The sequence below is a fragment of the Streptomyces sp. NPDC102467 genome, from assembly GCF_044765445.1.
Lineage (GTDB): Bacteria > Actinomycetota > Actinomycetes > Streptomycetales > Streptomycetaceae > Streptomyces.
In genome coordinates, this window is sequence record NZ_JBIWKA010000003.1 from 185,949 (window position 1) to 204,068 (window position 18,120).

Consider the following 18,120-nt stretch of genomic DNA (forward strand, 5'->3'; position numbering starts at 1 on the left):
GGAGCGCGGAGAGGGTCCGGGACATCCCGGGACACCCCGATTTGCGCCCAGGTTCGCCACCGGGGCCTCGGACAGGAACAATCAGGGTGCGTGCCTCCGTAGCGCTGCGGTGGTGAGACGCTGACGGGGGCCGTATGTGCGATCGACCTGGAAACCCGGGGGTTCCGGCATCGCACGGGGAGGTGGCAGGCAAGTGATGGATCAGCTGACGCAGCACGATCCGAGGCGGATCGGTCCGTTCGAGGTCCTGGGACGGCTCGGCGCGGGCGGCATGGGTCTGGTCTATCTGGCACGCTCGGCGTCCGGCCGGCGCGTGGCGATCAAGACGGTGCGCACCGAACTGGCCGAGGACCAGCTGTTCCGGGTGCGCTTCACGCGCGAGGTCGAGGCGGCCAGGGCGGTGTCCGGCTTCTACACGGCCGCCGTCGTCGACGCCGACCCGCGCGCGGCCGTGCCGTGGCTCGCCACCGCGTACGTGCCGGCGCCCTCCCTCGAGGAAATAGTGAACGAGTGCGGGCCGCTGCCCGCCCAGGCGGTGCGCTGGCTCGCGGCGGGTGTCGCCGAGGCGCTGCAGTCCATCCACGGCGCGGGCCTCGTCCACCGCGACCTCAAGCCGTCGAACGTGCTGGTCGTCGAGGACGGGCCGCGCGTCATCGACTTCGGCATCGCGTCCGGCGTCTCCAACACCCGGCTGACCATGACGAACGTGGCCGTGGGCACGCCCGCGTACATGTCGCCCGAGCAGGCGAAGGACTCGCGCAGCGTCACGGGCGCGAGCGATGTGTTCTCGCTCGGCTCCATGCTCGTGTTCGCCGCCACCGGGCACGCCCCCTTCCACGGCGCCAACCCGGTCGAGACGGTCTTCATGCTGCTGCGCGAAGGCCCCGACCTGGAGGGCCTGCCGGACGAGCTGCGGCCGCTCATCGAGTCGTGCATGCAGATGGACACCACCCGCCGCCCCTCGCCCGCCGACCTGCAGGCCCAGCTCGCGCCGCACCTCTTCGGTTCCGGCAGCGACGACAGCGGTACGGCGTCGGCCTGGCTGCCCGAGCGGTCCGTCGCGCTGATCGAGACGCGCCGCGGCATCCGCACCGTCGCCAAGCCCCCGGCCGGCCGCGGCCCGGGGCCCGGCGCCCCGGTGCCCGCGATGCCGCAGCAGCCGCCGTCCCCCGTGGTGACCGAACCCCGGCGCCCGGCGCCGGCCCTTGCGGGGACGGGCTTCGGCGCCGACGGCCCGGTCCATCTGGCCGGGGCGCAGGTGCCGATCGGGCCAGGACCGCGGGTCGCCGACGCGCGCGCCGCCGCCGTGAAGGCGCCGCCCGCGGAATCGGGCCTCGCCGCGTCCTGGTCCCGCGCGAAGCCCGCCGCGCCGTCCGTGAACGGCACGCAGGACCCCGCCGTGCCCGTGCCCGCCCAGGCCGAGGGCTCGGCCTGGCGGCCCTGGCGCTTCCGCATGTCGAACGACGTGTGGGGCACCCCGAAGGTCGCGGGTGACCTGGTCTACGTCACGTCCTTCGAGGTCCACGCGCTCGACGTGGCCACCGGCCGGCGCCGCTTCAAGACCCGCGACGTCGCCTGGTCCATGGCGGTCGCCGACGGCCGCATCCATGCCTCCGACGGCCCGACCCTGTGGGCGCTGGACGCCCGCGAGGGCGGCGACCTGTGGCGCCTGGGCACCGACGCCTGGGTCTACGCGCTCCAGGCCGACCACGGCACCGTCGTCACCGGCACCCGCGGCGGCGGCGTCCAGGCCCGCGAGGCCGCGGGCGGGGACAAGCTGTGGGAGATCACCGGCTGCCAGACCGACTTCGAGTCGCCCGAGGCGGGACCGGTCGTCCACGACGGCACCGTGTACGTGTGGCAGGACGCGCGGCTGCGCGCCCTGGAGGCCCGCACGGGCGAGGAACGCTGGTCGTACCCGATCGGCGACGCGGCGTCCTGCGGCGGCGTCCCCGTCCGGCTGACCCCGGCGCCCGACGGCTATGTGTACGTATCGGCGGGCACCCGCGTGCTGGCCATCGACGTCGCCTCCGGGCACGTCCGCTGGCACTTCGAGGCGCCCGCCGTGTTCCTGTGTCCGCCCGCGTACGCGCCGGGCCCCGCGGTGACCGGCGGCGGCGTGTACCTCGCCGACCACCTCGGCACGGTGTACGCGCTCGACGCCACGGACGGCCGCGACCGCTGGCGGATCGCGACGGAGTCGCGGCCCACGTCGATCGACCCGGTACTCGTCGCGCAGGGCCACGTGCACGTCGGCAGCGGCCAGGGGCTCTACACCCTGGACGCCGTGACGGGGACACCGAAGTGGCGCTTCCAGGCCGGCGGGGAGATCGTCGGCTCGCCGGTGGTCGCCGACGGCCGGGTGCACTTCGGGTCGAAGGACCACCTGCTGTACACGCTGAAGGCCGACGACGGACGGCTGCGGTGGAAGCTCGCCACCGGAGGCGAGATCACCGGGACACCGGTCGTCCGCGACGGGGTGGTGTACGCGTGCAGCAAGGACCGGTGCGTGTACGCCCTGGACGCGGAGAAGGGGACCGGGACCAGCCGTTAGCCCCCGTGGGGCCGGCCGGCCGTCAGGCGGGGCCGTCCTGCCGGGAGCTGCCGCCGGGGCCGGGGCCGGGGCCGCCGGTCCGGTCGGTGTCGGGGTGGCCGTTCGCCCAGGTCTCGTCGTTCGCCCAGGTCTGGTTCTGATCCTGATCCCAGGGCTGGGGCCGGCTCTGGGCCTGGGGCTGATCCCAGGTCCGGGCCTGGGTCTGGGTCTCGGGATAAGGCTGGTCGTACGCCTCGGTGGAGCCGGTCGCGGGTTCGGGGCGATGGCGGCCGTGGTGGCCCCGGCCGCTCATGAGCAGGGCGCCCACCAGGAGCAGGAGGCCGCCGCCCAGCGCGCCGGCCACTCCGACGCCGAGGCCGTGCCCGTTCGCCGTCAGGACCAGTTCGTCCTCGGCCTGGGCCACCCGCACCATCCACAGCACCGTGAACCCGAGCACGACGATCCCGGCCAGGGCGACCAGCGCCCGGGACCGCAGCACGAGGCCCACCAGCGCGAGCAGCGCGAGGATCACGAAGGGCAGGAACATGGACCCGAACAGTTCGGCCCGCGCGCCCGTGACGCCGCCGCCCGAGAACAAATCCCCGAGGCGGTAGTCGCGCCCGCGACGGCCGTCGTACCAGGCACGGAAGGGGCTCCACACGGCAGCCGCCGCTCCGATGACGGCCAGGACCGATCCGACGACGCTGCGTACCATCAACTGCCTCCTCGGTCTCCGTTCCGACGCTACGCCGGGTAAGTGCGGGGTGCCACGCGGCAGCCCCGTACAGGTAGGGTCCCGGGCGTGATGAAACGGGGATTGAAACTGACGGCCGTCGCGGCCATGGTGGTGCTGGCCCTGACGGGCTTCTCCACCGGCCGTGGACATGGACATTCGCGCGGACACAGCAGTGGCAGTGGCGGGGGCGGGTGCAGCAGCTCGTCGCAGAGTCACGACAGCTCGTCGAACTCATCGACATCCGGGGGCAGTTCAAGTTCTTCCGGCTCTTCCGGCTCTTCCGGTTCGACGTATGACGACGATGACGACCTGTACGGGAGCGACTCGTCGGGTTCGTCGGGCGGCAGCAGTTACACCCGGCGGCCCGGGTACCCGTCCACGCCGACGTCGTCCGCGAGCGGCAACGGTAGGTCCACGCAGGACGGCACCGCGCGCCTGATCAAGTGCGCCGACGCGAAGACGCCGTACGCCACCGTCGAGGTCCGCAACCCCAACAGCAAGTCCGTGCGGTTCGACGTCCATGTCACCTTCGTCGACGCGTACGGCAGCACGGTGTCGGCGCTCTTCCACGAGGTCAAGGTGCCAGGGAAGGGCAAGGTGACCACCAAGGTGCCGGTCGGCGGCGACGACCCGGACGCCGTGGTGGACCACTGCGAGGTCAACCCCGACGCGTCGCCGCACAGGTGACCGTCAGCGCACCTGAAACCCGCTCTGTGTACGGGAGTTGAAGAGCGCCGCCTGCCGGTCGGCGGGCAGGTTTCCGAGGGCGATCAGGTGTGGGGCCTGAGCGAAGGCATGGGTGCGGGCGGCCTCGGTGGCCGCCCACACCGCCCGTACCGTGCCCTGGGCCGCCTCCGTCGGGTACGCCGCGATCGTGGCGGCGCAGCGCACTGCCGCGCCCAACGCGGCGCCCGGCGCGGTGACTTCGCTGACGAGGCCCGTTTCGCGGGCTCGCCGGGCCGACATCCGCTCCGCCGACCCCATCAGCGCGAGCCGCGCCACGTCGCCGGGCGGCATGCGCTGCGCCAGATACATCGACTCGTACGCGCTGACCATGCCGTACGTGGTGTGCGGGTCGAAGAACGTGGCCGTCTCGTCCGCGATCACGAACTCGGCCTCGCCCAAGAGGTAGAAAGCCCCGCCGCACGCCATGCCCTGGACGGCGGCGATCACCGGCTTCCACAGGTCGTTGGCCTTCGGGCCGATCGTGAGCAGCGGATCGTCCATCGAGTAGGGGGAGTTCGGCTGGGGCACGTCGGTGTCGCGGTCGATGCCCGTGCAGAACGCGCGGTCCCCGGCGCCGGTCAGGACGACCGCTCGCACGTCGTCGTCGAAGCGGAACCCCCGCCAGGCGGCGGCAAGTTCGCGTGCCGTCTCCCTGTCGATGGCGTTGAGCCGGTGCGGCCGGTCCAGGGTGAGCACGGCCACCCCGGTCTCCTTGTCGGTCTCCGTGCGCAGGGTCACGGCCGCTCCAGTACCCAGCGGGGGAGCGTGACGCCGTCGATCTCCGCGAAGACGGCCTGGACCTTCGCGCCGATCCGGATGCGGTCCGGGTCGACCGAGTCGAGGCGGGCGCCGGCCGAGGTCACCAGGTTGCCGACGAGGCGGATGCGGGGCGCTTCCGCCAGTTCGACGATGATCGCGTTGTACGGGGCTTGCGCGGCGTAGGCCGGGAGCAGTGGGGGGTGCGGGACCACGTAGGACCAGATCCGTCCGTGGCCGCTCATCTTCTTCCACTCCGAGTCGAAGGACTGGCAGTGCGGGCAGCACGGGCGCGGTGGGAAGCGGAGTTCTTTGCAATCCGGGTTGGCGCAGGCCTGTATGCGGAGTTCGCCTCGGGCGGCGTAGTCCCAGAAGGGGGCGCCGTCGTCGTCGGGGGCCGGGGCCAGTAGCGCTGCTGTCGTTTCGGTGGGCGCGTCTGCCATGAGCGGTCCTTTGTCGGGTGCGGCTTCGTTGTGGCTGGTCGCGCTCACGCGGCGGAGCCGCATATCGATACGGCCCCGCGCCCCTTACGGGGCTCGTAGTAGCACGGCCGACGTGGGGACTCCCTCGCCCGCCGTCACCAAACACGTTCGCGCGTCCGGGACTTGGGCCGTGCTGACGCCGCGCAGCTGCTTCACGCTCTCGTTGATGAGGTTGAAGCCGTGGACGTACGCCTCCGAGAGGCCGCCGCCGCCGGTGTTGATCGGCAGCCGTCCGCCGATCTCCAGGGCGCCGCCCTCGGTGAACGCGGCGCCCTCGCCGCGCCCGCAGAACCCGTAGCCCTCCAGGGAGAGCGGGATGAGCGGGGTGAACGCGTCGTAGATCTGGGCCACGTCGACGTCCTCCGGCGTGAGGTCGGAGTTCTTCCACAGGTGGCGTGCGGCCGTCCAGGCGGGGCCCGTGAGCGGGTCGTCGTTCCAGTAATTGACCATGCCGTGGTGCTGGGCGGGCAGTCCCTGCGCGGCCGAGTGCACGTAGACGGGCTTCTGCCGGCAGTCGCGCGCCCGCTCGGCGGAGACCACGACGCACGCCAACGCCCCGTCCGTTTCGAGGCAGTTGTCGAAGAGGCAGAGCGGTTCGCTGATCCAGCGGGCCGTCATATACATGTCCCGGGTGAGGGGGCGCTCGTACATCATCGCGGCGGGGTTCTGGTTGGCCCGGTTGCGGCAGGCGAGGGCGACGTTGAAGAGATGGTCGCGGGTCGCGCCGTACTCGTGCATGTAGCGGCGGGCCAGCATGCCGATCTCGTCCGCGGGGCGCAGCAGCCCGAAAGGCCGTGTCCACTGTGCGGGCGTGGGGAGTTGGACGGCGGTGTTCTTCCAAGGACGGGGCCCGCTGCCCCGTTTTCGGGAGCGCCAGGCGATCCCGACACTGGCCTGGCCGGTGGCGATCGCGGACGCGAGGTGGGTGAGGGTCGCGCACGAACCGCCGCCCCCGTAGCCGACCTTGCTGAAATGGGTGACGTCGCCGGCGCCGATGGCTTTGGCGATCTCGACCTCGTCCGTCTCCTCCATCGTGTACGAGGCGAAGGCATCCACCTCGGACGGTGCGATGCCCGCGTCGTCGAGCGCGGCGACGATCGCCCGGCACGCCAACGTCTTCTCGGAGTCGGGGAGTTGTTTCGCGAAGTCCGTCTGGCCTATGCCGACGATGGCCGTCGCGTCCTTGATGCCTGCTGTCGCCCGCGCCATGTCCACCCTCACCTGGATGCCTGTGTGCTGACAGCGCGTCAGGCTACCGCTAATCTGACGGATAGTCAGCTACGGCGGGACGGTTCCGGGGAGGTCACTCGATGCGTACGGACGGCGAGGACGGCGGCGGCAGGGACGGCGAGTGGGGGACGATCCCGGAACTGGTGCGGGTGGCGGCCGATCGGTACGGCGGCCGGGAGGCCGTCGTCGACGGCCGCACCCGGATCACGTACACGGAACTCGGAGAGCGGGTCGAGCGGGCCGCCGCCGCCTGCCTGGCCGCCGGGATCGAGCCCGGCGACCGCGTCGCGATCTGGGCCCCGAACACCCTCGGCTGGATCGTCTCCGCGCTCGGCGCGGTCGGCGCGGGCGCCGTCCTCGTCCCCCTCAACACCCGCTTCAAAGGGGCCGAGGCCGCCGACATCCTGGCCCGCTCCCGGGCCCGCCTCCTCTTCGTCACCGGCACCTTCCTCGGCACGTCGTACGTCGCCTCGCTGCGCCGCGCGCACCAGGCCGGAGCCGAACTCCCTTGCCTGGAACAGGTGGTGGTGCTCGGCGACACCGCGCCCGACGTGCCCGGATACCGTGCGTGGAAGGAGTTCCTCGCGGCCGGGGACAAGGTGACGGGCGAGGAAGTGCGGCAGCGCTCCGACGGGATCGCCCCGTCATCGGCCTCCGACATCATCTTCACGTCGGGGACCACCGGACGGCCCAAGGGCGCGGTCATCACGCACACGCAGACCCTGCGCGGCTACGAGATCTGGGCCGACCTCGCGGGTCTGCGCGAGGGCGACCGCTACCTGATCGTGAACCCGTTCTTCCACACCTTCGGCTACAAAGCGGGGATCATCGCCTGCCTGATGCGCGGCGCCACGATGATCCCGCAACCCGTCTTCAACGTGGACACCGCGCTGGCCAACATCGCGGCCGAGCGCATCTCCGTGCTGCCGGGCCCGCCCACCCTGCACCAGTCCCTCCTCGACCACCCGGGCCGCGACGCCCACGACCTGTCGGCGCTGCGGCTCGTCGTGACGGGCGCGGCGGTGGTGCCGCTGCGCCTGGTCGAGAGGCTGCGCGGCGAACTGGGGGTGGACACGGTCCTCACCGCGTACGGGCTCTCGGAGGCGAGCGGCATCGTCACGATGTGCCGGCGCGGCGACCCGGCCGAGCTGATCGCGGAGACCTCGGGGCGGGCGATTCCCGGCACCGAGCTCCGCGCGGAGTCGGCCGGCCCGGGGCAGCCCGGGGAGATCCTGGTCCGCGGCTTCAACGTCATGCGGGAGTACTTCGAGGACCCGGCCGCCACCACGGAGGCGATCACCGAGGACGGGTGGCTGCGCACCGGCGACGTCGGGATCATGGACGACGACGGCTACCTCCGGATCACCGACCGCATCAAGGACATGTTCATCGTGGGCGGCTTCAACGCCTACCCCGCCGAGATAGAGCAGCTCCTCGGCCTGCACCCGGACGTCGCCGACGTGGCGGTCGTCGGCGTACCGGACGGCCGGCTCGGCGAGGTGGGCAAGGCGTACGTGGTCAGGCACCGGGGCGCCGTCCTCACCGGCGACGACCTGATCGCCTGGGCCCGCCGCGAGATGGCCAACTTCAAGGTGCCCAGAGAAGTCACCTTCGTGGGCGAGCTGCCGCGCAACGCGAGCGGGAAGGTGGTGAAGAGGGAGTTGCGGGCGCGGTGAGCATACGGGTGCGGCGCCGCTGGACGTCACGGGGGCTGCGGGTATCGGGTGGCGTCAGCCCGGTGCCGCGAGGGCGGTGCGTGACGGGTGGTTGCACCGCGGCGGAGTGTGCGGGTCACTTGCGTGACAGGAGTGACAGAACCCTCCTGCCCCGCGGGAACCGCTGCTCGTACAGGCCCGGCCGGCGCGCGGCGAGGACCAGTAGCCAGACCAGACCCACCGGTGTCCACCGTCCGGCCGCGAGGCCCACCAGCACGGGCACCGCCACCATGGGTACCCCGACGGCCAGGACCCACCGCGTCCCGCGTACCGGCCCCCCAGAGCCGGATAACTAGGGCCCTTCTGACGGATCTCCGTGGGAGAAGGAGCGCCGTGCGGTGAGGGGGCGTGCCGGGCGTCGTGACGCCGCGGAGATCCGTCAGAAGGGCCCTAGACGAGGCGGCTCAAGTCCACGACCAGGTCCGCACGTTCGCGGCCGGAGGCCACCCGGCGGGCGTTCGCCTCGTCCGAGCGCAGGACCCAGTCGCGGGCGGAGGCCGGGGACTTGCCGAAGGCGACGTGCCGGGCGATCAGCCGCTCGACGCGCAGTGTGTCGTCCACGGCCACCCACCACACCTCGTCCAGCAGCGGACGCACCGCCGTGGACCACGGCTCCTCGTCCAGCAGCAGGTAGTTGCCCTCGGTCACGACCAGCGGGACGTCCGGCGGCACCGGCAGGGCGCCCGCGACCGGCTGCTCCAACTCCCGCTCGAAGCAGGGCGCGTACACCGTCTCGCCCTCGCGCGGCGCCCGCAGCCGGGCGAGGAGCGCCGCGTACCCGTACGCGTCGAACGTGTCCGGCGCGCCCTTGCGGTCGGCGCGGCGCAGTCGGGCCAGTTCGCTGTCGGCGAGATGGAAGCCGTCCATCGGGACGAGCACGGCCGATCCGTCCAGGGCGCGGACGAGGGCCTCGGCGAGCGTGGACTTGCCCGCGCCCGGCGGGCCCGCGACTCCGAGGACGCGGCGGGGGCCGGACGCGGCCAGGGCTCGTGCGCGGGCGGTCAGTTCATCGACGTACGACTGCATGGGCAGGAGCCTGTCAGGTCTCCGTGCACAGAACACAGGTCACCAGGTCAGGGCGGAGTCCATCGACTGCTGCCAGTAGGTGACCTTGATCGAGTCGTCCAGGTAGACGCCCTTCGCGGGGAGCGCCGGCTGCGCGGACCTGCCGTTGTAGTCCGCGTGGCCCTTGGAATCCGCGAAGTAGAGCGAGAGGGACTTCGCCGTGTAGCCGTTCGAGCCGCTGCCGTCCGTCGCGGCCAGGGCGACACCCGCGTAACCGGACTCGCCGGGCGCGAGGGTCACCACGGCCTGCGGCTTGGAGTCCTCGATGACCGGCGGCACGGACTGGGCCTCGCTGAACTTCACCGCCGGGTAGTAGTAGAGGTCGCAGAGGCCGGTGCCGGTGTTGGTGACCGTGAGGAGCATGTGGTTCACGGGACGGTTGACCGGGGCGGCGGTGGTCCGCGTGTTGGAGCCGTCGCAGACGGCGCGCTTGCCGGAGGCCGCCGGCTTCGACCCGGCCCCCGATGCGGCGGGCTTCGGGGAGGTCGACTTCGACGCGGCGGACCGCGCGTCCGGCTTCGGTGAGGTGCCCTTCGAACCGGAAGGGGCCGACTCTGCGTCCGTTGCAGAGGGGGTGGCGGCGGACGGGTCCGAGCTTGCGCTGGAGGCGGCCGACGCGCCCTCGTCCTTGACGCCCGATCCGTCGTTGCACGCGGTCAGCGAGAACGCGGCGAGCGCCACGGTCGCGGCGGCGGTCACCAGGCGGGTGCGGGAGGTGCGGTTGCTGTTCATGTGGTGGAGCCCCTTCGGCGTTTCAGTGGGGGTGGTGCTTGGATGACCAGAGCTTGTGGGGTGATCCGTCCCCACCGCCATGGCCCGCGGTCAGTTGGGGACACTGGAACGCTGAAATGGCGCTGACCAGGGGGAACATGACTCCCCTGGAACGGTCGAATGGGACGCGGGGGATGGAGGAACAGGTGTCTGGGGACTTGTCCGGGGGCGCGGCGGACGGCTTCGCGGCGCTGCTGCGGGAGCTGAAGGACCGTTCGGGGCTCAGTTACGGAACGCTGGCCAAGCGCCTGCACATGAGCACGTCGACGCTGCACCGCTACTGCAACGGCACGGCGGTGCCCGCCGATTACGCTCCCGTGGAGCGCCTCGCGCGGCTCTGCAAGGCGTCGGCGGAGGAGCTGGTCGAACTGCATCGGCGGTGGATCCTGGCGGACGCGGGGCGAGGGCGTAAGGCGGCGGGTGCCGGCGCTGCCGTTGCTTCTGCGGCTTCTGCGGCTCCTGCGGGGGAGTCCGGTCCGGTGTCCGGGCAGGAGCCCGGCGCGGCGGCGGAGGCGCCTGCCCCGGTCGAACTGCCCGGCGCGGCCGAGCCCTCGCCCCGGTCGCGGCGCAGACGCACCGCGCTCGTGTCCGGAGCAGCGGCCATCGCCGTGCTCGGAGCCGTCGTCCTCGCCGTGAACCTGCCCTCCGGCGGCGACAAGGGCGGCGATCAGAAAGCGGCCGGTGCCACGGCGTCCTCCGCCGGGCGGAACTCCGCCGACCGGACCCCGTCCCGGTCGCCGTCCGCATCCCCCTCGCCCTCCAAGTCGGCGACCAGGTCCGCCTCACCCTCGGCATCCACCGAAAAGCGCGCCCCGCAGGCCGCACCCTCCCGCTCCACCGCTCAGGCCACCGGCACCCCGCTGACCGTCGCCACCCGCCCCTACGTCTACGACAGCCCGTGCAGCCAGCACTTCCTCGTCGACAGCGAACCGGCCGGCATGGGCCCGCCCGCCTCCGAACAGGACGCCCCGCGCTGGGCGGCGGCGTACGGCGCGGTCTCCTCCGACGAACAGCGCCTGGCCCTCACCGTGCAGGGCACCGGCCACGACACCGTCGTCCTGGAAGCGCTGCACGTCCGCGTCATCAGCAGCAACGCCCCGCTCGCCTGGAACGACTACTCGATGGGCGTCGGCTGCGGCGGCGGCGTCGGGACGAAGTCGTTCGACGTGAACCTGGACTCCGGGAACCCGGCCGCCGCCGTCAGGAACGGGCAGCGCGACTTCCCGTACAAGGTCAGCGAATCCGACCCGGAAGTCTTCTACGTCACCGCGCACACCACGGCACACGACGTCCGCTGGGACCTCAGCCTGGAGTGGTCCAGCGGCAGCCGCCGCGGCACCGTGCACATCGACAACAACGGCACCGCGTTCCGCACCAGCGCCGACAAGGGCCGCCCCGGCTACGACTATCCGCTGGGCGGCGGCGAGTGGATCAAGCGGGAGGGATAGCGAGCGCGGGGCGACCGGGACCGGTGTCGCAACCGGCGGCCCGGCGTCCGTATCGCGAAAAAGCAGGTGCAGAGGGCACTCGCCTCTCTAGGGTCACGGAAAGCCGCCGCCGGGAAGGACCCACCGCATCATGACCGCCACCGTGCCCCCCGCTCGACTCGCCGCCCGCGTCTCCGCCATCGGCGGCTCGCCGATCCGGGACATCCTCGCGGTGACAGCCCGCCCCGAGATCATCAACTTCGCCGGCGGCCTGCCCGCGCCCGAACTCTTCGACACCGAAGGCATCGCCGCCGCCTTCGGCCACGTCCTGGCCAACGACCCGGGGCGCGCCCTCCAGTACTCCACCACCGAGGGCGAACCCGCCCTGCGCGAGGCGCTCGCCGCCCGCACCACGGTGCGCGGCCTGCCCACGACCGCCGACGACCTGCTGATCACCACCGGATCCCAGCAGGCCCTCTCCCTCCTCGCCACCGCCCTCCTCGAACCCGGCGACACCGTCCTCGTCGAGAACCCCTGTTACCTGGCGGCCCTGCAGACGTTCGGCTTCGCCGGCGCCCGTATCGTCGCCGTCCCCTGCGACGACACCGGCATCGACCCCGAGGCCCTGGACGCGCTCGTCGCCGAACACCGGCCCAAACTCCTCTACACGGTGCCCACGTTCCAGAACCCGACAGGCCGCACCCTGCCCGCCGGGCGCCGCGCCGCCGTCGCCGAGGTCGCCGCCCGCGGCGGACTGTGGATCGTCGAGGACGACCCGTACGGCGAACTCCGCTTCGAGGGCGACCGCGTGCCCTGGATCGCCACGCACGAAGGCGCCCGCGACCGCACTGTCCTGCTCGGCTCCTTCTCCAAGGTCATGGCGCCAGGGCTGCGGCTGGGCTGGCTGCGCGCCCCGGCCGCACTGCGCCGCGCCTGCACCGTCGCCAAACAGGCCGCCGACCTGCACACCCCGACCGTCAACCAGCTCGCCGCCGCCCGCTACCTCGCCGACCGTGACCTCGACGCGCACGTCGCGAAGGTCGCCGCGGCGTACGGGACGCGCCGCGACGCCATGCTCAAAGGCCTGCCCGCCGCCCTGCCCGAGGGCTCCACCTGGTCCCGCCCCGAAGGCGGCATGTTCCTGTGGGCGAGCCTGCCGAGAACGGGCGGATACGACTTGACCGCCCTGCTCGGCAAGGCGGTCGCATGCGACGTGGCGTACGTCCCCGGCGCCCCGTTCCACGTCGCGGACCCCGACCCCACGACCCTCCGGCTCTGCTTCGTGACGCAGACACCGGAGGAGATCGCGGAAGGGCTCGAACGGCTCGGCCGGGCCCTGAAGAGCTGACCCCTCAGAGGCGCTCGGGGGTCCGGATGCCCAGCAGGGCCATGCCCTGGTGGAGCGTCCGGGCCGTCAGGTCGCACAGGAACAGACGGTTCTCCATCTGCTCCCTCGTGCCGGCCTTCAGCACCGGGCACTGGTCGTAGAACGTCGTGTACAGCGACGCCAGCTGGTACAGGTACGAGGCCAGCTTGTGCGGCGCGTACTCGGCGGTCGCCTCCGCGAGGAGATCACCGAACGAATCCAGGTGCAGACCCAATGCCCGCTCGGCCGGGGCCAGTTCGACCTCCGGGCGGGCGACGGGGCTCGCGCCCTCCGCCTTGCGCAGGATCGACTTGATACGGGCGTACGCGTACTGGAGGTAGACGCTCGTGTCGCCGTTCAACGACACCATCTGGTCCAGGTCGAACTTGTAGTCCCGGTTCGCCGACGTCGACAGGTCCGCGTACTTCACGGCGCCGATCCCGACGTACCGCCCGTTCTCGACGATCTCCGCCTCGGACAGGCCCACCTTCTCGGCCTTCTCCCGCACCACGGCGGTCGCCCGCTCCACGGCCTCGTCGAGCAGGTCCTCCAGCTTCACCGTCTCGCCCGCACGCGTCTTGAACGGCTTGCCGTCCGCGCCGAGCACCGTGCCGTAGCCCATGTTGTGCGCGGTGACGTCGGAGCCGAGCCAGCCCATCCTGCGGGCCGCCTCGAACACCATCTTGAAGTGCAGCGACTGCCGTACGTCCACGACGTACAGGAGCGTCGTCGCGTCCAGGTCGACGACACGGTTACGGATCGCCGAGAGGTCGGAGGCCGCGTACCCGAAGCCGCCGTCCTTCTTCTGCACGATCAGTGGTACCGGCTCGCCGTCCTTGCCGCGGATCTCGTCGAAGAACACGACGAGCGCGCCGTCCGAGCGCACGGCGACACCCGACTCCTCCAGGAGCCGCGCCGTCTCCGGCATCAGGTCGTTGTACGCCGACTCGCCGACGATCTCGTCGTCGCGGATCTCCATGTCGAGCTTCTCGAAGACCGAGTAGAAGTAGACCTTCGACTCGTCCACGAACCGCTGCCACAGATCGAGGGTCTCCTTGTCCCCGGACTGGAGCGCCACGACCCGCTTACGGGCCCGCTCCTTGAACTCCTCGTCCGCGTCGAAGACCGCACGCGACGCTTTGTACACCCGGTTCAGGTTCGACATGGCCTGCTCGCCGTCGACATCCGTGGCCGGGGCCAGCACGCCGGGGTTCTCGATCAGGTACTGGATCAGCATGCCGAACTGGGTGCCCCAGTCGCCGATGTGGTGCCGGCCGATCGTCTTCTCGCCGGTGAAGTCGAGCATGCCGCGCAGCGCGTCGCCGATGACCGCCGAGCGCAGGTGGCCTACGTGCATCTCCTTCGCCACGTTCGGCTGCGCGTAGTCGATGACCGTGACGCCCGGGTGCTCCTTGACGGGCACGCCGAGCCGGTCGCCGTCGGCGGCGCGGGCCGCGAGCGTTTCGGTGATCGCCTTGTCGGTGACCGTGACGTTCAGGAAGCCGGGCCCTGAGACCTCGACCTCCTTGAGGAGATCGCCGTTCACGATCTTCTCCACGACCTGGGCGGCCAGCTCCCGCGGGTTCGCCTTCGCCTTCTTGGCGAGGGCCAGGATCCCGTTGGCCTGGAAGTCGGCCCGGTCGCTACGTCGCAGCAAAGGGTCTCCGACGGTCTCCGGGAGGGCGGAGGTGAGGGCGTCGGAGAGGCGCTGGTTGACGGAAGCGGTGATGGACGTGACCGGGGCCATGGGTATGGGCTGCCGTTCTGGTCGGGGCTGGGTTGATAGGTCCGCCCAGTATCCCACGGGGCCGCAAAGGGGTTTCCAGGGTCCGCTCCCGGCCGCGGCCCGGTGGGGACTTCTCGCGCAGTTCCCCGCGCCCCTGAGGCATGCGGCTTCGCCGCAGCCCCATGGGGCGCGCTTCGTGCGCCCTCTGAGATGGCGCACGCAGTGCGCATCTCAGGGGCGCGGGGAACGGCGCGCTCAGCCCTCACCGGGCCGCGGGCGAAGATCTCCCCAGGGGCGCGGGGAACTGCGCGACCAGCCCCCACCGGGCCGCGGGCGAAGATCTCTCCAGGGGCGCGGGGAACTGCGCGACCAGCCCCCACCGGGCCGCGGCCGCGTCGCCACCCGAGCCACCCCCTTCATAAGGCGTTTTCGCTCAGCCCCCGCCGCCTGGGACAATGGGCGGGCAAACAGATCCCGCCGAACCGAAAGGCCCACCGATCGTGGCAGCCCAGAGCACAGGAGCGGAGACCACCGAGAACTCGGACTGGGTCTCCCGCTACGCGGACGATGTCATCGCCGAGTCCGAGCGTCGTGCCCCGGGCAAACCGGTCGTCGTCGCGTCGGGCCTCTCCCCGTCAGGCCCGATCCACCTGGGCAACCTGCGCGAGGTCATGACCCCGCACCTGGTCGCCGACGAGATCCGCCGCCGCGGGTACGAGGTGCGGCACCTGATCTCCTGGGACGACTACGACCGCTACCGCAAGGTTCCGAACGGCGTGCCCGGCACCGACGCGTCCTGGGCCGACCACATCGGCAAGCCGCTGACGGCCGTGCCCGCCCCGGCCGGGTCCGCGTACCCGAACTGGGCGGAGCACTTCAAGGCCGCCATGGTCGAGGCCCTCGGCGAGCTGGGCGTGGAGTTCGACGGCATCAGCCAGACCGCGCAGTACACCTCGGGCGTCTACCGCGAGCAGATCCTGCACGCCATGAAGCACCGCGGCGACATCGACGCGATCCTCGAGCAGTACCGGACGAAGAAGGCCCCGGCCAAGCAGCAGCAGAAGCAGAAGCCGCTGGACGAGGCCGAGGTGGAGGCCGCGGAGGGCTCCGGCGCCGCGTCCGAGGACGACGGCAGTGGCGGCGCGGGCGGCTACTACCCGTACAAGCCGTTCTGCGGCCAGTGCGGCAAGGACCTCACCACCGTCACGTCGTACGACGACGAGACGACGGAGCTCTCCTACACCTGCACCGTCGACGGGTACGCCGAGACGGTCCGGCTGTCCGAGTTCAACCGCGGCAAGCTCGTCTGGAAGGTCGACTGGCCGATGCGCTGGGCCTACGAGGGCGTGATCTTCGAGCCGTCCGGCGTCGACCACTCGTCCCCCGGCTCGTCCTTCCAGGTCGGCGGCCAGATCGTCAGCATCTTCGGCGGCGAGCGGCCCATCGGCCCGATGTACGCCTTCGTCGGTATCTCCGGCATGGCCAAGATGTCGTCGTCCAAGGGCGGCGTGCCCACCCCGGGCGACGCGCTGGAGATCATGGAGCCGCAGCTGCTCCGCTGGCTCTACGCCCGTCGCCGCCCCAACCAGTCGTTCAAGATCGCCTTCGACCAGGAGATCCAGCGGCTCTACGACGAGTGGGACAAGCTCGCCGTCAAGGTGACGGACAGCGCCGTGCTGCCCGCGGACGCGGCCGCGTACAGCCGTGCCGTCGGCACCGCCGCCGGTGAACTGCCGCGCACCGAACGCCCGTTGCCCTACCGCACGCTGGCGTCCGTCGCCGACGTGACGGCCGGGGACGCCGAGCAGACGCTGCGCATCCTCACCGAGCTCGACCCGGAGAACCCGGTCACGGACCTGTCCGTGGTCCGTCCCCGGCTCGACAAGGCCGAGACCTGGATCACCAAGTACGTGGCCGCCGAGTCGCGCACCATCGTCCGCTCCGAGCCGGACGCGGAGGCGCTCGCCGCCCTCGACGAGCAGGGCCGCAAGTCCATCGCGCTGCTCCTGGACGGCCTGGACTCGCACTGGTCGCTCGACGGCCTGACCCACCTCGTCTACGGCGTCCCGAAGGTGCAGGCGGGCTTCCCCGCCGACGCCACCGCCAAGGAACTGCCGGCGGAGATCAAGGTCGCGCAGCGCTCGTTCTTCGCGCTGCTCTACCACCTGCTCGTGGGCCGCGACACCGGCCCGCGCCTGCCCACGCTGCTCCTCGCCGTCGGCGCGGACCGCGTCCGCAAGCTGCTCGGCGCCTGAGGGCACATACGGAGAGGGGCGGCACCGGAATTCCGGCGCCGCCCCTCTTTGCATCTGCCCTCAGGCGATGTGGTCCTCCATCAGCTCCGCGTTGTAACGGGCCTCGAACTGCTCCGCGAAGCGGTTCACGTCCCGCGGCTGGAGCCCGATACCGAACGAGTCCTCCACCTCCGCCGCGAACCTTCCCGGCGACGGCACACCCTCACCCTGTATGGCCTGACGGTAGACCCGGTACAGGTCCTCCTCGGACGGCGCCGGAACCTCCGCCTCCTGGATCCCGTCACCCAACGGCCGCGTCCCACCGGCCCCGTTCGGCACCGGGAACTCCGGCTCCATGAACTCGGGCCCCGGCACCGGCTGAGGCTCCGCCGCCCGCGGCCGCGGCACCGGAATCTGCTGCGGCTGCTCCTCGTACCAGTCCTGGTGCTCCTGCTCCGGGACGTACGTCGGGTCGTAGCCGCCCTGATACTGCTGCGCCTGCGGCGGCGTCGCGAACCACTGGCTCGGGGCCTCCACGACGGCCGCGGACTCCGCCGACTCCGCCGGTTCGGGCGCCACCGACTCCTCCGGGGCCAACGCCTTCTGCTCCAGTTCGGCCGCGCGCGGGGCCGGCGGCAGCAACTGCGGCTCGATCCCGGCCGCGGCGAGCCCCGCCGGAGCGGTCTGGGCCAGCGGCACCCCGTACTTCGCGAGCCTGAGCGGCATCAGCGACTCCACCGGAGCCTTACGACGCCACGCCCGCCCGAACCGCGACCGCAGCCGCGCCTGGTAGACGAGCCGCTCCTGCTCCAGCTTGATCACCGCGTCGTACGAACGCAGCTCCCACAGCTTCATCCGGCGCCACAGCAGGAACGTAGGGAGCGGGGAGAGCAGCCAGCGCGTGATGCGCACGCCCTCCATGTGCTTGTCCGCGGTGATGTCCGCGATCCGCCCGGTCGCGTGCCGCGCCGCCTCGACCGAGACCACGAACAGGATCGGGATGACGGCGTGCATGCCGGTACCCAGCGGGTCGGGCCAGGCGGCCGCGCCGTTGAACGCGATCGTCGCCGCCGTCAGCAGCCACGCCGTCTGGCGAAGGAGCGGGAACGGGATCCGGATCCACGTCAGCAGCAGGTCGAGGGCGAGCAGTACGCAGATGCCCGCGTCGATGCCGATCGGGAAGACGTAACTGAAATTCCCGAAGCCCTTCTCCAGGGCCAGTTCGCGCACGGCCGCATACGAACCGGCGAAACCGATCCCCGCGATGACGACCGCACCGGCCACCACCATCCCGATGAGTATCCGGTGCGTCCGTGTCAGCTTCAGTGGCGCGGCCACTCCAGTTCCCCTCCC

General features: G+C 71.7%; 15 protein-coding genes. 6 read left to right on the forward strand and 9 right to left on the reverse strand.

All coding sequences use genetic code 11. The features are described from left to right. The first annotated feature begins 193 nt into the window (after window positions 1–193). Complete coding sequence (locus tag ACIREE_RS06715) at window positions 194–2,554, forward strand: PQQ-binding-like beta-propeller repeat protein (protein WP_404147281.1); 2,361 nt, start codon at window positions 194–196, stop codon at window positions 2,552–2,554. Window positions 2,555–2,576: 22 nt separating this feature from the next. Here the strand turns inward: ACIREE_RS06715 and ACIREE_RS06720 are convergent, their stop codons facing one another. Then, window positions 2,577–3,248 (reverse strand): hypothetical protein, encoded by a 672-nt coding sequence (locus ACIREE_RS06720; RefSeq protein WP_404147284.1) that lies wholly within the window; start codon window positions 3,246–3,248, stop codon window positions 2,577–2,579. Window positions 3,249–3,338: 90 nt separating this feature from the next. Between ACIREE_RS06720 and ACIREE_RS06725 the strand changes: the two genes are divergently transcribed. Next, window positions 3,339–3,956, forward strand: coding sequence for a hypothetical protein (locus ACIREE_RS06725; protein ID WP_404148188.1), 618 nt, complete (start codon window positions 3,339–3,341; stop codon window positions 3,954–3,956). Window positions 3,957–3,959: 3 nt separating this feature from the next. On the opposite strand, the gene ACIREE_RS06730 is transcribed toward ACIREE_RS06725, so the two are convergent. From ACIREE_RS06730 to ACIREE_RS06740, 3 genes are all read right to left on the reverse strand, one after another. Beyond that, window positions 3,960–4,733 carry an enoyl-CoA hydratase/isomerase family protein gene (locus ACIREE_RS06730; RefSeq protein ID WP_404147286.1) on the reverse strand — a complete coding sequence of 258 codons (774 nt, stop codon included), beginning with the start codon at window positions 4,731–4,733 and terminating at the stop codon, window positions 3,960–3,962. Beyond that, the gene (locus tag ACIREE_RS06735) at window positions 4,730–5,194 is read right to left on the reverse strand and encodes a Zn-ribbon domain-containing OB-fold protein (RefSeq protein ID WP_404147289.1); all 465 of its coding nucleotides are present in this window, start codon (window positions 5,192–5,194) and stop codon (window positions 4,730–4,732) included. The genes ACIREE_RS06730 and ACIREE_RS06735 overlap by 4 nt, the downstream gene beginning before the upstream one ends. An 84-nt stretch (window positions 5,195–5,278) precedes the next feature. Beyond that, the gene (locus tag ACIREE_RS06740) at window positions 5,279–6,442 is read right to left on the reverse strand and encodes a lipid-transfer protein (protein ID WP_404147291.1); all 1,164 of its coding nucleotides are present in this window, start codon (window positions 6,440–6,442) and stop codon (window positions 5,279–5,281) included. A gap of 101 nt (window positions 6,443–6,543) precedes the next feature. Between ACIREE_RS06740 and ACIREE_RS06745 the strand changes: the two genes are divergently transcribed. After that, on the forward strand, window positions 6,544–8,139 hold the full coding sequence (locus tag ACIREE_RS06745) for a FadD3 family acyl-CoA ligase (protein WP_404147293.1): 1,596 nt from the start codon (window positions 6,544–6,546) through the stop codon (window positions 8,137–8,139). A gap of 115 nt (window positions 8,140–8,254) precedes the next feature. Here the strand turns inward: ACIREE_RS06745 and ACIREE_RS06750 are convergent, their stop codons facing one another. From ACIREE_RS06750 to ACIREE_RS06760, 3 genes are all read right to left on the reverse strand, one after another. After that, on the reverse strand, window positions 8,255–8,410 hold the full coding sequence (locus ACIREE_RS06750; protein WP_404147296.1) for a hypothetical protein: 156 nt from the start codon (window positions 8,408–8,410) through the stop codon (window positions 8,255–8,257). A 158-nt stretch (window positions 8,411–8,568) separates the two neighbouring features. Further along, window positions 8,569–9,204: a nucleoside/nucleotide kinase family protein gene (locus tag ACIREE_RS06755; protein ID WP_404147299.1), complete on the reverse strand. Its 636-nt coding sequence runs from the start codon at window positions 9,202–9,204 to the stop codon at window positions 8,569–8,571. 39 nt (window positions 9,205–9,243) lie between these two features. Next, window positions 9,244–9,975 (reverse strand): DUF4232 domain-containing protein, encoded by a 732-nt coding sequence (locus ACIREE_RS06760; protein ID WP_404147301.1) that lies wholly within the window; start codon window positions 9,973–9,975, stop codon window positions 9,244–9,246. Window positions 9,976–10,148: 173 nt separating this feature from the next. On the opposite strand from ACIREE_RS06760, the gene ACIREE_RS06765 reads away from it, so the two are divergent. Beyond that, on the forward strand, window positions 10,149–11,462 hold the full coding sequence (locus tag ACIREE_RS06765) for a helix-turn-helix domain-containing protein (RefSeq protein WP_404147304.1): 1,314 nt from the start codon (window positions 10,149–10,151) through the stop codon (window positions 11,460–11,462). A gap of 130 nt (window positions 11,463–11,592) precedes the next feature. Then, a complete protein-coding gene (locus tag ACIREE_RS06770) occupies window positions 11,593–12,789 on the forward strand; it encodes a PLP-dependent aminotransferase family protein (RefSeq protein WP_404147307.1) in 1,197 nt (398 codons plus the stop codon). A gap of 4 nt (window positions 12,790–12,793) precedes the next feature. Here the strand turns inward: ACIREE_RS06770 and argS are convergent, their stop codons facing one another. Continuing rightward, the gene (argS, locus tag ACIREE_RS06775) at window positions 12,794–14,554 is read right to left on the reverse strand and encodes an arginine--tRNA ligase (RefSeq protein ID WP_404147310.1); all 1,761 of its coding nucleotides are present in this window, start codon (window positions 14,552–14,554) and stop codon (window positions 12,794–12,796) included. Between the two features lie 434 nt (window positions 14,555–14,988). Here argS and lysS point away from each other — a divergent pair, with 434 nt between their 5' ends. Further along, window positions 14,989–16,788, forward strand: coding sequence for a lysine--tRNA ligase (lysS, locus tag ACIREE_RS06780; protein WP_404147312.1), 1,800 nt, complete (start codon window positions 14,989–14,991; stop codon window positions 16,786–16,788). Window positions 16,789–16,848: 60 nt separating this feature from the next. Here the strand turns inward: lysS and ACIREE_RS06785 are convergent, their stop codons facing one another. Further along, entirely contained in the window at window positions 16,849–18,105 is a 1,257-nt protein-coding gene (locus tag ACIREE_RS06785; RefSeq protein ID WP_404147315.1) for a DUF2637 domain-containing protein, read from the reverse strand. Window positions 18,106–18,120: the final 15 nt, after the last annotated feature.